This window comes from Mucilaginibacter mallensis (genome assembly GCF_900105165.1).
Lineage (GTDB): Bacteria > Bacteroidota > Bacteroidia > Sphingobacteriales > Sphingobacteriaceae > Mucilaginibacter > Mucilaginibacter mallensis.
On record NZ_LT629740.1, the window covers coordinates 2,411,731 to 2,425,425 of the forward strand.

The 13,695-nt window shown below is 38.6% G+C and carries 12 protein-coding genes; all 12 read left to right on the forward strand.

Annotated features, from left to right (window positions below; translation table 11 throughout):
* Positions 1 to 203 precede the first annotated feature (203 nt).
* The 12 genes from BLU33_RS09885 (at position 204) to BLU33_RS09935 (ending at position 13,690) form a co-directional block, all read left to right on the forward strand.
* Positions 204 to 1,391, forward strand: a complete 1,188-nt coding sequence (locus BLU33_RS09885; protein WP_091371784.1) for a carboxypeptidase-like regulatory domain-containing protein — start codon at positions 204 to 206, stop codon at positions 1,389 to 1,391.
* A 69-nt stretch (positions 1,392 to 1,460) separates the two neighbouring features.
* On the forward strand, positions 1,461 to 2,126 hold the full coding sequence (gene ccsA, locus BLU33_RS09890) for a cytochrome c biogenesis protein CcsA (RefSeq protein ID WP_232009449.1): 666 nt from the start codon (positions 1,461 to 1,463) through the stop codon (positions 2,124 to 2,126).
* A 1-nt stretch (position 2,127) separates the two neighbouring features.
* Positions 2,128 to 2,337, forward strand: coding sequence for a CcmD family protein (locus tag BLU33_RS09895; protein WP_091371790.1), 210 nt, complete (start codon positions 2,128 to 2,130; stop codon positions 2,335 to 2,337).
* Between the two features lie 154 nt (positions 2,338 to 2,491).
* Entirely contained in the window at positions 2,492 to 3,928 is a 1,437-nt protein-coding gene (locus BLU33_RS09900; protein WP_091371793.1) for a Glu/Leu/Phe/Val family dehydrogenase, read from the forward strand.
* Positions 3,929 to 4,206: 278 nt separating this feature from the next.
* Positions 4,207 to 4,617 carry a cytochrome c maturation protein CcmE domain-containing protein gene (locus BLU33_RS09905; protein ID WP_091371795.1) on the forward strand — a complete coding sequence of 137 codons (411 nt, stop codon included), beginning with the start codon at positions 4,207 to 4,209 and terminating at the stop codon, positions 4,615 to 4,617.
* Positions 4,618 to 4,626: 9 nt separating this feature from the next.
* On the forward strand, positions 4,627 to 7,077 hold the full coding sequence (gene ccsA / locus BLU33_RS09910; protein WP_091371798.1) for a cytochrome c biogenesis protein CcsA: 2,451 nt from the start codon (positions 4,627 to 4,629) through the stop codon (positions 7,075 to 7,077).
* A 90-nt stretch (positions 7,078 to 7,167) separates the two neighbouring features.
* Positions 7,168 to 7,668, forward strand: coding sequence for a c-type cytochrome (locus BLU33_RS09915; protein WP_091380390.1), 501 nt, complete (start codon positions 7,168 to 7,170; stop codon positions 7,666 to 7,668).
* Positions 7,669 to 7,922: 254 nt separating this feature from the next.
* Positions 7,923 to 8,618 (forward strand): TolC family protein, encoded by a 696-nt coding sequence (locus BLU33_RS09920; RefSeq protein ID WP_091371803.1) that lies wholly within the window; start codon positions 7,923 to 7,925, stop codon positions 8,616 to 8,618.
* Positions 8,618 to 10,792, forward strand: coding sequence for a GumC family protein (locus BLU33_RS09925; protein ID WP_091371805.1), 2,175 nt, complete (start codon positions 8,618 to 8,620; stop codon positions 10,790 to 10,792). Before BLU33_RS09920 ends, BLU33_RS09925 begins: the two co-directional genes overlap by 1 nt.
* 105 nt (positions 10,793 to 10,897) lie before the next feature.
* Positions 10,898 to 12,022, forward strand: a complete 1,125-nt coding sequence (locus BLU33_RS09930; protein ID WP_232009427.1) for a glycosyltransferase — start codon at positions 10,898 to 10,900, stop codon at positions 12,020 to 12,022.
* Positions 12,012 to 12,158, forward strand: a complete 147-nt coding sequence (locus tag BLU33_RS25310; protein ID WP_172829237.1) for a hypothetical protein — start codon at positions 12,012 to 12,014, stop codon at positions 12,156 to 12,158. The genes BLU33_RS09930 and BLU33_RS25310 overlap by 11 nt, the downstream gene beginning before the upstream one ends.
* Complete coding sequence (locus tag BLU33_RS09935; protein ID WP_091371810.1) at positions 12,158 to 13,690, forward strand: O-antigen ligase family protein; 1,533 nt, start codon at positions 12,158 to 12,160, stop codon at positions 13,688 to 13,690. Before BLU33_RS25310 ends, BLU33_RS09935 begins: the two co-directional genes overlap by 1 nt.
* Positions 13,691 to 13,695: the final 5 nt, after the last annotated feature.

The following is a 13,695-nucleotide window of genomic DNA, read 5'->3' on the forward strand; positions in this document are numbered from 1 at the left end:
ATCAAAAGCTACTTTCCTGAATATGTCATCACCTAATGGGACGTGGCTTTAAAATTCCTGCAATCCATGTAATAGCTAAAAAAAGCATTGCATTCTAATCCTTTAATATTAAGGGATTAGAATGCGATTAAAATTTTCATCTCTTATTCATTTGTAATTCTTTTATTAGCATCTTCAAAAAATATTATAAGTATTTTTATTAAATGCGTGTTTCCTGGCTATTTCTACTATGTTTTTTATTTCCTTTTATTACGCTTGCTCAAAGTGGTGTAATTACAGGTAAAGTAACCCGAATTGACAGTAAGGCCCCTGTACCGCAGGCCAATGTTTTTTTAAGTAACAGTACTGCCGGCACCGCAACAAACGAGGAGGGTAGTTTTACTTTAAGCGGTCTTAAACCGGGGCAATATACCCTGGTAGTTACCATAGTAGGCTACGAAGATTATACCCAAAGTGTACTGGTAGGCAAGGAGCCGATTAAATTAAATATCGAACTGGCAACCCGTAACACATTATTGCATGAGGTGGTGATATCAACCGATGCCGACTGGAAGAAAAACTATGCCCAGTTTGTAAAGGATTTTATCGGTACTGACGATAATGCCAAATATTGCGTAGTGATGAACCCCCACGCCGTGACCCTGGTATATCATCGTTCACAACAGGATCTGGAGGCTTATACTGATGACTTTTTAGTGGTTGAAAATCATGCATTAGGTTACAGGGTGAAATTTTTGGTGAAGGAATTTAACAGCAGCAAACTATCGCATATTATATCATATTCGGGTGAAAGGCTTTTTGAGCCGCTTCCCGGCAACAAAAAGCAACAGGAAGAGTGGAAGAAGAAGCGTGAAGAAGCATATTATGGCTCGCCCATGCATTTTTACAGATCACTTTATACTGATAAGTTAGGTGACGAAGGGTTCCAGATGTACCGGCTTACACGTATGCTAAATCCTAACCGCCCGCGCGAAGAAGAGATACAGCAAAAAGTTAAATATTTTTCACAACAAGGTAAGCGCGATTCTGTAAATTACTGGATCTCATTATCCAATTTATCAAAATATTACAGGGAGGACCTAAGTAAGGATACCTTGCATAATTATGATATTCTCTACAAAACCGAAAAATCGGGTGTGTTCGCTGTAAGCTATACAGGTTATTATCTGTATGTTGTTTATACCAAAAAGCGGGAAGAAACTGACTTTAAGGATGTATACCACTCATTGGATATGCCTAATTATGAAACAAGTGTAGTTACTTTAACCAAACCTTATTTGTTTGATACCAATGGGGTAGTTTTTGGCAACGAAGCGCCGTTGTATGAAGGCACATGGTCAAAATCAAAGCTTTCCGATCTGTTGCCTGTTGACTATACGCCGGGACAATAATAAGCGCAAATTGCACCAATTCGTGTTTAATAATCCTTACATTTGTCGCCACAAATTAATATGAAGTTCATTTATCAAACATGGTGGAAAGTGATAGCGGTTGTGCTGGTGTTTTCCACGCTTATAACAGGTTTGCTTTTCCCTGTACCTACTTTACCCATACTTCATGAAACTATAAGAAACCTTTACTTCCACGTACCTATGTGGATGGGGATGCTGACCGTTTTTGTGGTATCAGTTTTTTATAGTGTTAAATATTTAAATACCGGTAAAGAAGAATACGATCTGGCAGCTGTTGAATGTGTAAACACAGGTCTGTTATTTTACTCATTAGGTTTGGTAACCGGCATGATGTGGGCCAAATTTACCTGGGGCGAATTTTGGAGTGGTGATCCTAAACAAAACAGCGCAGCCATTGCATTTTTATTGTATTGTGCTTACCTGGTTTTACGTAACTCTATTGATGAGGAACAAAAGCGCGCAAAGATCTCGGCCATCTACAATATTTTTGCTTTCCCTATAATGGTAGTGCTGATATTTGTTTTACCGAGGATGACAGATTCATTGCATCCAGGCAGTGGTGGTAACCCCGCTTTTGGAAAATATGACCTGGATAACGGGATGAAAATTGCCTTTTACCCGGCCATGTTAGGCTGGAGTTTTATAGCGCTATGGATAGCTACTATTCGCTTCCGTATCCGTTTAGTTGAGAATAAGAAGAATGCCATAAATTAATATGAAGAAATTAACCTTTTTATTGTTGTTACTACTAAGCAGTTTTGGTGTTTTTGCCCAGGCTGATAAATCTGTTGAAATGGCCGACGCGTTTCGCAGCTCCGGTAAAATATATGTTGTAATAGCTACAATCTGCATTATTTTCGCGGGATTAGCCATTTTCCTGTTCTCTATCGATAGAAGATTAAAAAAAGTCGAAAAAGGAAATTAGTTCAAAAATTTAGTTTAACTTGTTTAAACATAGATTTTGTACCGCTGTTACCATGTGTATAGCAAACACTATCTATTTTATATTTGCAATATTGATAATAATTGTACCAAATTTGCGCAGTTTTTTAACAATATAATATTTTAACTAAATTTCTATGACCACGAATAATTCTGTTGGCGTTCCCGATAATCACTTTTTTGGTGATGTGTGTAAGTTCTTTGATCACGCCGCAACATTTACAAAACACGATGCAGGTTTATTGGATCAGATAAAATCATGCAACAGTGTCTACCGTTTTCGTTTCCCTATCCGCAAGGGAAATGGTTTTGAGGTAATTGATGCCTGGAGGGTGGAGCATTCGCACCATCAATCGCCAACCAAAGGCGGTATCCGCTATAGCGAAATGGTTAACGAGGATGAGGTAATGGCGCTTGCCGCCTTAATGACCTACAAATGCGCCATTGTAAACGTTCCGTTCGGTGGTGCTAAAGGCGGTATCAAGATCAACCCTAAAAACTATACTGTTGGCGAACTGGAAAACATTACCCGCCGTTACACAGTAGAACTAATCAAGAAAAACTTTATTGGCCCGAGCATTGACGTTCCCGCACCGGATTACGGTTCAGGCGAACGTGAAATGAGCTGGATTGCCGATACCTATGCTACCATGAATCCTGGTCAACTGGATGCTATGGGCGCTGTAACTGGTAAACCAATTGCATTGCAGGGTATTGCAGGCCGCCGTGAGGCTACAGGCAGGGGCGTAGCCATCGCCATTCGCGAGTGTGTGAGTGTAGGCGAGGATATGCAGAAGATAGGCCTTACAGCAGGTATATCAGGTAAAAGAGTAATTGTGCAGGGCTTGGGTAATGTGGGTTATCATTCCGCTAAATTCCTTACCGAGTTTGGTGCTATAGTAGTTGGCTTGTGTGAGTATGAGGGTGCTATTTATAATGCAGACGGACTAGATGTTGAATCTGTTTTTCAGCACCGTAAAGCAACAGGATCAATATTAGGTTATGCAGGTGCCAAAAGAGAGTTTATCGACTCAATGGAAGGCCTCGAACAACCATGTGATATTCTTGTACCAGCCGCTTTGGAAAACCAAATCACTAGTGCAAACATTGGCAAGATACAGGCAAAAATTATAGCAGAAGGTGCAAACGGCCCGACAACACCTGAAGCTGAGGCTGCATTCTACCAAAAAGGTGGACTTATCATCCCTGATATGTATGCCAATGCTGGTGGTGTAACGGTATCATATTTTGAATGGCTGAAAAATCTTTCGCACGTTGCATTCGGCCGTATGAACAGGCGCTTTGAAGAAAACTCCAACTTAAACCTTGTAAACATGGTTGAAGGCATTACCGGAGTGGCATTAAACAGTGTACAACGTTCAACCATTGTAAAGGGAGCATCAGAGCTTGAACTGGTAAACTCAGGATTAGAAGATACCATGATCCGCTCATATCATGAGATACGGGAAACCTTTATGAATACCGAAAAAATTGACACATTGCGTACCGCAGCATTTGTGGGCGCTATCAATAAGATCGCGGTGTCATACCAAAACCTTGGTGTTTGGCCGTGAGAAATGTTTGATATTAATTTATTTAAAGAGCCGGCAGTTGCCGGCTCTTTGTTTTATAGCAGCTACCCAACAAAACTGTCATTCTGAGCGATAGCGAAGAACCTATCCGTATTCCATCTACCTGCGACAGGCTGCTTTGTTAATAGATGCTTCGTACCTCAGCATGACAATGTGAAAATTTATCGATAATGATTCTAAATAAGATTAATGTCTTGTAATAAACTTTATTAACTTTGCGTTTTGTATTTTTGTACAGAATTACAGCAGATAAACCGTTAATGAAAAAAAGCTCAATTTTTGGTATCATAGTTATTGCTATCGCGATAGCTGTTATCATCAGCACATATGGTTCTTCAAGTACTTATGGCTCTTTTACTGAGGCTAAACAATCGCAAAGTGATTTACATGTGATCGGTTATTTAGATAAACAAAAAGAACTGTATTATGATGCGCATAAGGATGCAAATTATTTTTCTTTCTACATGAAAGATAAAAAGGGCACTGAAAGCAAAGTGGTATTCACGGGTACCAAACCACAGGATTTTGAACGTTCAGAACAGATTGTATTAGTTGGCCGTATGGTGGGCAATGAGTTCCATGCATCGCATATACAAATGAAATGCCCGTCTAAATACACACAGGATAAAGTAGAAACTACAGAAGCCGACGCTAAACAAGGCTCAATTTAATCGCATTTAATGAATATAGCTTACCAGGGCGAACACCTTTTACCAGGGCAATTAGGCCAATTTTTTATCATTCTCGCATTTGGTTCCGCACTTTTCTCAACTATAAGTTATTACTTCGCCACAACCAGCACCAATAAGCTGGATGATTCATGGCTTTGGATGGGGCGTATAGGGTACTTTATAAACAGTATATCTGTTGTAGGTATCGGTACTTGCTTGTTCTATGTTATTTATAGTCATTTTTTTGAATACCATTATGCATGGGAACATTCATCCCGTACATTACCTGTATATTATATTATTTCCAGCTTTTGGGAAGGGCAGGAAGGTAGTTTCTGGCTTTGGGGTTTCTGGCAGGCAGTATTGGGTAATATTCTGATATGGAAAGCAAAATCATGGGAAAAACCAGTGCTTACTGTCATCGCTCTGGCACAAACCTTATTATCATCAATGCTTTTAGGCATTGATATATTTGGACAACGAATTGGTAGTTCGCCTTTTATTTTATTAAGAGAAGCCTTAGAAGCGCCTATATTTAGTCGCCCTGAATATTTATCGTTCATAAAAGACGGTAACGGATTAAACCCACTGTTACAAAACTACTGGATGGTAATTCATCCGCCAACCTTATTCCTGGGTTTTGCCTCAATGGTAGTACCATTTGCTTACGCGATAGCAGGTTTATGGACAAAACGCTATAAAGAGTGGGTTCAGCCTGCCATATCATATTCATTGTTTGCTGTTATGGTATTGGGTACAGGAGTTATCATGGGTTCATTATGGGCATATGAATCACTGAACTTTGGTGGTTTTTGGGCCTGGGATCCGGTTGAAAATGCCGCGTTAATTCCATGGTTAACGCTAATTGGCGCTGTACACGTGATGATTGTGTATAAAAATACTGGTCACTCTTATTTCACAGCTACCTTTTTAACGCTGATCAGTTTTATACTGGTATTATATGCTTCATTCCTTACCCGCAGCGGTATTTTGGGTGATACTTCAGTTCACGCCTTTACCGATCTGGGTATGTTCTGGCATTTGGTGGTTGATGTGGCCATATTCTTTATTATTGCTGTAATCCTTGTTGTATTAAGGTGGAAGGAACTGCCGATTAGCAAAAAAGAAGAAGAAACCTATTCGCGTGAATTTTGGATGTTTGTTGGTGCTATATTCTTAGCATTATCATGCCTTCAGCTTATCGTGGTAACCTCTATCCCGGTTTGGAACGCTATGTTTAAGACACATATAGCGCCGCCAACTAATCCAGTCACGCTATATAATGTTTTCCAGGCTGGTTTTGCAGTTGTGGTAACATTACTGGCAGGTATTACCCAATTTTTAAAATATAAGAAAACAGATACTACAAGATTCTTTATTACATCAGTAATTTACCTGGTATTTTCAGCTGTTATTACCGGCCTTATCGTATACATAACAGGTTTATATCACCTGCGTTTTGTGTTTGTACTGGTAATGTTTGGTGCTATATATACGCTAATGGCCAATACAAAAGTTTTGGCCGATGTACTTAAAGGCAAAATAAAACTCGCTGGTTCAGCAGTGGCGCATATAGGTTTTGGGCTGATAATGGTAGGGGCATTAATTGCTGCCGGTACCAGTAAAGTTATCTCCCAAAATGATACACTTGAGTACGGTGCCGACTTTGCAAAGGGTAACAATCCCCGCGAAAACATAATGCTCTACAAAAATGAGCCACAGAAAATGGGTGATTATATGGTTACCTATTACGGCGACTCGATTAAGGCGCCCAACCATTATTTTAAGGTTGATTATAAGCGTTTAGATGCTAATGGTAAAGTTGTTGAAGAGTTTACTTTAAAACCAAACTCACAAGCCAACCGCAAAATGGGGCTGGTTTCATCGCCGGATACTAAGCACTATCTATTTCATGATCTGTATACCCATGTGAGCATGGCACCTATAAAATATGATGATGAAATGCAGGGCGATGCCGGTCATGGGGAAGAAAATGACGATGCTAATTATAACCCGCCTGTGCCTCACGAGGTAAAAGTAGGGGATACCATACCTTTCCGCGAAGGTTATATTATTCTGCAGAGCTTAAATAAAGAAGCGCATGTTCAGAATATCCCGATGGGGCCAAATGATGTTGCTGTTGGCGCTGAACTGAAAGTTGTATCACACGGTAAATCATACGACGCTGAGCCGGTATTTATGGTGAAGAATGGCAGCGTATTTGATTTTGCCCGTAAGGTTGATGATGCCGGTTTAAAGCTGCGCCTTTCAAAGATCATTCCTGACAAGAGCAAGGTAGAGATCACCGTTTATGATCAGCCAGAAAGCAAAAAAGCATATATTGTAATGCGTGCCATTGAGTTCCCATATATAAATTTCTTGTGGACAGGTACAGTTATTATGGTGATTGGTTTCCTGCTTTCCATCTTCAGACGGAATAAAGAATTGAAGTCGGCCTGAGCAATTTCAGGTAACATTTTTATAAAATTTCTTTTTGTAATCAATTTGCATAAAAATTTGTTCATATCTTAGATGTTCAAACTTGAATTTATGCTTATCAACAAAAAACTTATAACAATTACCTGTATGCTCGGGGTGGTTGCTTTTACAGCCTTAACCTCTATGAGCGCCGAGGATCACCCAGGCCCTAAAAATCTGAAAGTATTACCCAAAAACATACCTCATGAGGCTCTTCACCAGGTAATGGATGATTGGTCGCATGCATTAGGTGTGCACTGTAATTTTTGCCATGCAAAGGGCGATGACGGTAAAATGGATTTTGCCAGCGATGCAAAACCGGAAAAGAACATGGCCCGGGAAATGTTTAAGATGACGGCTAAAATAAACAGTAAATATTTTGAAGGTAAAAAGGATTCATTAGGAATGGTTATGGGTGATATTAAATGCTTAACCTGCCACCGCGGTAATCCACACCCTGATGAAGTAAAAGATATGGGTGGTATCGACATGATGCATCACGGAGATATGCACGCTCCAGGTACAGGTCCGGGAGCTAAAAGAGATTCAGTTCCCCCGCCGCCCGGAAAATAATTATTTATTCATCCTGTAAACTAAAGCTTGCTATTTTATGTTCTACCATAAAATAGCAAGCTTTAGCTGTTTTAACAGGTCTGCTAAATATATTCAGGCAGACTTTAAATGAGTTTGAAGTATATTTAATTAAATTTACTATCCGTTAAATTAGGTGCATATTATTACATATAATTATATTAATATTTGTGTGCAATTAATTTTTTATAAATTTAAGCTATTGATTGCATTAACAGGTGTACGCCTAACCATATATGAATAAGATAAAACTACTTTTTTTTTTAACTGCATTTATAATCCTATACCAAAAAGCATCCGCACAAGAATCCATAATTCCCGAAATATCAGATGCGTATGTTGAAAAATTAATAGCTGCTGCAAAAGCAAATTATCCTCACGTAAAGGTTAACCAGGGGCATATTAAAATTGCCGAGGGTAATATTGGCAAGGCAAAAGCATCCTATTTTGATGCATTCACTTTTTCCTACATCTATCAGCCACAGGGGGTTAACACACTTGCCGGCGCAAACGGAACCTCTAATTACAGTTACTTTAATGGTATACAGATAGGCATATTTTTTAATTTGGGTACTTTTTTAGAAAAGCCTTATGCCATAAGGGCCGCGAAAGGCGACCTGGAAGTTGCAAACTACGAACAGGATGAATATTTATTACAATTGGCAAATAATGTTAAGAAAAGATATTATACCTATATTCAAACTGTAGCCAATCTAAAACTTGCTACACAAACCTGCCAGGACGCTACAAATGTATTAACGGATATGAAGCATAAATTCCAGCTGGGAGAGGAGACTTACGATAATTATAACAAGGCTCAAACAAATTTAACTGTCGCATACCAGGCAAAGATAACAGCTGAGGCAAATCTTCTTATAGCCAAATCAGATCTGGAAGAGTTATTAGGCGATAAATTAGAAAATATAAAATAATGGAACTAGGCAATTATTTTAAGATCCTTTCGCGCCATAAGCTAACGCTGATAATAATTCCGTTAATTACTATCATAATCACTTATTTCCTGGTACGCCACCAACCTGATATCTACACTTCAGAAGCGCAGATAGCTACAGGTATTGTTGATAAAAGTCAACAGGCACTAAGCAATAACAATAATGAAGCACAACAGGAATCGCAGATAGCCCAGAACTTTGACAACCTGATAGAGATCATGCGTTCGAAAAAGATGCTTAACCAGGTATCTTACCAATTAATGATCCATGACCTAACCAGTAATGAGCCATTCCGTAAGCCAAGTAAGCTTTTCACAACCATGGACGGAGCTGCACGTGCGCATGCTTTGGCAGCCTACAAGGATTTTTATGTAAAACATAAAGAATTATCGCTTTATAACCAGGATCAGGCAGGTTTGCATAACCTGCTAACCTCGATGAAATATGATGATGAATCCTTATTAAAAACGTTAAGCATTTATCGCGCGCAATCAAGCGATTTTATTGATGTGGATTTTAGTACCGATGATTCAGAATTGGCAGCCTTTGTAGTAAACACACTCACCCAGGAATTTATTACCTATTACAATACCACAATAAAAGAGAACCAGCACAGGGCTATTGGTTTTTTGGGTAACCTGTTACAATCAAAAAGAGATACGCTTAATGCAAAAATTATTGAGCTCAGAAATTATAAAATAAAGAACAGGATCTTAAGCCTTCCCGAACAATCACGCGCGCTTTACTCACAACTTGCTGATTTTGAAACCCACTTGGAGCAGGCCCAACGTGAAGCTATAGCCAACCAGGCGGCCATAAAAAATATAGATGATCATTTTAACCCTAAGGATCGTAAGTATTTTGAAAATGCAATGGTGCCGGTAAACCAGAGTATAGTAAATCTTACCGATCAATTAAAGGATCTGAACCAAAAATATATACAAAGTGATTTTAACCCTGCCTATAAAAGCAGGATCGATTCATTACAGCAAGCTATAAATGAAAAGATCATGCAATCGTCTGATAAGTATATTACCAGTCCGTTGGCTAATCAACAGGCACTTGTAACGCAGCGTCTTTCCTTACAAATAGCCTACGAACTTGCCAAAAACGGAATAGGGTCAATACAAAATGAGTTAAAGCGCTTAAATACCGAACTTGATGGTATTGTGCCACACGAAGCTGTAGTACAGCAAGATGAAAGCAATGTAGATGTAGCGCAAAAGGAGTTCCTGGAGATACTTAACAAATACAATCAAACCAGTTTAGACTCCAATTATATTGGTCAGCTTAAGCAAGTTGAGACAGCCATGCCCGGTATAGCTGAGCCATCCAAGAAAATGCTGTTAGTGATATTGAGTGGTATCATTATGTTCGTGTTTTGCATAATTGTATTCTTCTTTATTTACTTTTTTGATACCACTATTAAAACACCGGGGGAGCTCGCAAACGCCACAGGCATGCCTGTACTTGGATATCTGAATTTACTAAGTAATTCAGGTATAGATCTCCGGCAATTGTGGACAGGGCCGAATACAGACCATGAAATAAGGCAATTCCGTAACCTGATGCAATCCATAAGGTATGAGGTTGATACGGATTTGGATCATCATAAAATATTATTGATCAATAGCCTGGTAGATGGTGAGGGCAAAACATTTTTAGCCACAAACCTTGCGTATGCCTATTCATTGGTCAATAAAAAAGTATTGCTGATTGATGGTAATTTCCATAGTCCGGGTATAACTAAATCTGTTAAATCAAATGCATATATAGAGGATTACTTTAATGGCTCAACCACAGATTTAGAAGCACAAGCAGGGAATAAAATAACAGTGCTCAGCAACAAAGGCGGCGATGTTTCATTATTTGAAGTGAGCAACGAAGAGAACATCACCAGCAAATTGAACGAGCTCAAGGCTGATTTTGATGTAATTATAATTGAAACATCAGCATTAAATACATTGAACAAATCAAAAGAGTGGAACACATTTGCAGATAAAATTATGACTGTATTTGAATCTGATAAAAAAATAAGCAACAGTCAGCATGCTGATATTAAATATTTAAAAAGCCTTGACGAAAAGTTCATAGGCTGGGTATTAAACGTAGTTCATAAGTTTAATCCCGAAGAAAAGGAAGCTGTAAAGTAATAAAGCAGGTACAATAATTAATATAGTAGCAACAATACAATGGTGATCATCTGGATAATTTGGATTCTGTTACAGGTATTAATTGGCTATAATCTTTATTTGCCAATGCTGCTTTTTGTTTTCTATCGAAAATCAAAAGAGGAGTTGCCTGTTGTATATGAGAGCGACTACGGTATAATAGTAACTGCTTATGAGCAAACGGATTCATTGCCGGCTGTGGTAACATCCATATTAAAGCTTAATTATACCAATTACCTGGTTTACATAGTTGCTGATAAATGCGATATAACAGGCTTGGATTTTAACGATGAACGTGTGATTTTGCTTCGCCCTGAAGAAACCCTGGCCAGTAATACACGCTCGCATTTTTATGCTATCCGCAATTTTAAACGCCCGCATGCACGCTTAACCATTATTGATAGCGACAACCTGGTTGCACCTGAATACCTGCATGAGCTGGATAAATATTTTGATAAGGGGTTTTTAGCAGTTCAGGGTGTAAGGGATGCCAAAAATCTGAATTCAACGTATGCCCGCCTTGATGCCGCGCGTGATATCTACTATCATTTTTATGATGGGAAAATATTATTCGGAATAGGCTCATCTGCTACGCTTGCGGGCTCGGGCATGGCATTTACTACACAGTTATATCGTGATAGCCTGGAGAATACTGATATAACCGGTGCAGGATTTGATAAGGTGTTACAATCCATAATTGTTGGTAATGATCTGCGGATTGCATTTGCTGATAAAGCTATCGTATACGACGAAAAAACTACCCATGCCGATCAGTTGGTTAAACAGCGTTCACGGTGGATAAATACCTGGTTTAAGTACTTTAAGTTTGGTTTTACATTGGTATTTAAAGGCATTACAAATTTTAGCTGTAACCAGTTTCTTTTTGGCTTGATACTGCTAAGGCCACCTTTGTTTATCTTTTTAATACTATCAGTTGTATTTATGCTGATAAACTTTTTTGTAAGTACAACTGCTGTATTTATCTGGCTTTTAGGCTTAATATTATTTGTAACAGGTTTTTATATATCACTTGCCAAGTCAGATACCGACAAGCGCATCTACCAGTCATTAATTAATATTCCGAAGTTTATTTTTTACCAGGTATTATCATTATTAAAAGTTCGTAACGCCAATAAACATTCTGTGGCTACAACGCATTATTATAATAGTGAAACTGCCGAAAATGATAAAATAAAAAGCGATGAGAGTTGAACCTACTGAAAAATCATTACGCCAGAATGCTGTACCTGATCCCAGTAAAAAGGTTGAAAGGATCACCAGAATAGTGGCAATTGTTGTGGCTTTCATTAGTACGTTTTTATTTTTCTTCAAGATATTATTTTTTTAATGAATAACATTTTTCATTATAAAATAGGGCGTCCTTCAGTAAGCAAGGAGAATAAGGGTTTTTTACAAACGCTTAAAAGGCTCGTTTTTATTGAAAAATTGTACAATACTACGGGGATTGCCCTGTTGGCGATTGTTGGTATAATAATGGCGGTTGGTATAGCTTTTTATGGTGTCTCGTTTGGCATAATGCTCATATTATTGATTACCATACCGCCTGTAGTATATTGTATAGTAGTTTATCCAAAATTTGGGATAATAACGCTGTTGGTAATGGCCTATCTGCTATTTGTAATAGCACAATTAGGTATTGATGGCCCAATTGGTACATTAATGGATGCTTTACAGGTACTATTGGTATTAGGAGTACTCATCAATGTAAAGAAAGATAATAACGACTGGTCAATCTTCAAAAGCCCTATAACCACGGTAATATTTATATGGCTTGGCTATAACCTGCTTGAATTTGGCAACCCGGCAGCATCGTCAAGATTAGCCTGGATTTATACCATCCGCTCGGTAGCAATAGTAGCGTTGAGTTATTTTGTTTTTATGTATAATATCCGATCTGTTAAGTACATCAGGGTGTTATTTATATTGTTGGGAGTGCTTAGCTTTATTGGTGCTGCCTATGGTTTTAAGCAGGAATATATTGGCTTTAATCAGCACGAACAGGATTATCTTAATTCACCAGACATAGCCTCATTGCTATTTATTGACGGGCACTGGCGTAAGTTCTCTATATTTTCAGATCCTGTTGCTTTTGCGTATAATATGGTTATGCCCAGCATATTTATTATATGCATGTTAACTATGCACATAAAATTGTGGCAAAAAATAGCCTTAGGCGTATTGGCCCTGTTTTTTTTGGATGCGATGCTTTTCTCAGGTACCCGTGGCGCCAATGTTTTAATACCGGGAGCATTGTTTCTTTTCGCGATATTAAAGTATAACCGGAAAATATTGATTGGCACAGGTATAGCAGCGCTGTTTATCTTGTTTTTGATTAACGTGCCTACATCAAACCCCAATTTAAGGCGTTTTCAAACAGCGTTTAAGCCTAATAACGATGATTCATATAACTTACGGAAGATGAATCAGAAGCGGATACAGCCCTATATACTTACGCACCCATTAGGGGGCGGATTAGGCGCAACAGGGGAGTGGGGCAAGCGTTTTGCCCCCGGTTCATACCTGGCCAGCTTTCCGCCCGATAGCGGGTATATAAGGGTGGCCGTTGAGCAAGGCTGGATTGGACTGATACTCTTTTGTACATTCATGTTCGTGATATTAAAAACGGGTATAAATAATTATTACCTGATTGAAAATGAAGAGCTGAAAACCTATTGCCTGGCCATGACGCTGATCATATTTGCATATAATTTGGCTAACTTTCCACAGGAGGCGCTGGTACAGTTTCCATCTAATATCTTATTTTACCTGGAAGCGGCATTGATCAACATAACTCTAAGGTTGGATATTTCGTTAAAAGAAAAAGCTGCTAAAGCTTTACAGCTTCAACAAACCATATAATTGCT

Coding starts and splice junctions, on each gene's coding strand:
- BLU33_RS09885 (WP_091371784.1), top strand. CDS start 204: ATGCGTGTTTCCTGGCTATTTCTACTATGTTTTTTATTTCCTTTTATT.
- BLU33_RS09900 (WP_091371793.1), top strand. CDS start 2,492: ATGACCACGAATAATTCTGTTGGCGTTCCCGATAATCACTTTTTTGGT.
- BLU33_RS09920 (WP_091371803.1), top strand. CDS start 7,923: ATGAATAAGATAAAACTACTTTTTTTTTTAACTGCATTTATAATCCTA.
- BLU33_RS09915 (WP_091380390.1), top strand. CDS start 7,168: ATGCTTATCAACAAAAAACTTATAACAATTACCTGTATGCTCGGGGTG.
- BLU33_RS09935 (WP_091371810.1), top strand. CDS start 12,158: ATGAATAACATTTTTCATTATAAAATAGGGCGTCCTTCAGTAAGCAAG.
- BLU33_RS09925 (WP_091371805.1), top strand. CDS start 8,618: ATGGAACTAGGCAATTATTTTAAGATCCTTTCGCGCCATAAGCTAACG.
- ccsA (WP_091371798.1), top strand. CDS start 4,627: ATGAATATAGCTTACCAGGGCGAACACCTTTTACCAGGGCAATTAGGC.
- BLU33_RS25310 (WP_172829237.1), top strand. CDS start 12,012: ATGAGAGTTGAACCTACTGAAAAATCATTACGCCAGAATGCTGTACCT.
- BLU33_RS09905 (WP_091371795.1), top strand. CDS start 4,207: ATGAAAAAAAGCTCAATTTTTGGTATCATAGTTATTGCTATCGCGATA.
- BLU33_RS09895 (WP_091371790.1), top strand. CDS start 2,128: ATGAAGAAATTAACCTTTTTATTGTTGTTACTACTAAGCAGTTTTGGT.
- BLU33_RS09930 (WP_232009427.1), top strand. CDS start 10,898: ATGCTGCTTTTTGTTTTCTATCGAAAATCAAAAGAGGAGTTGCCTGTT.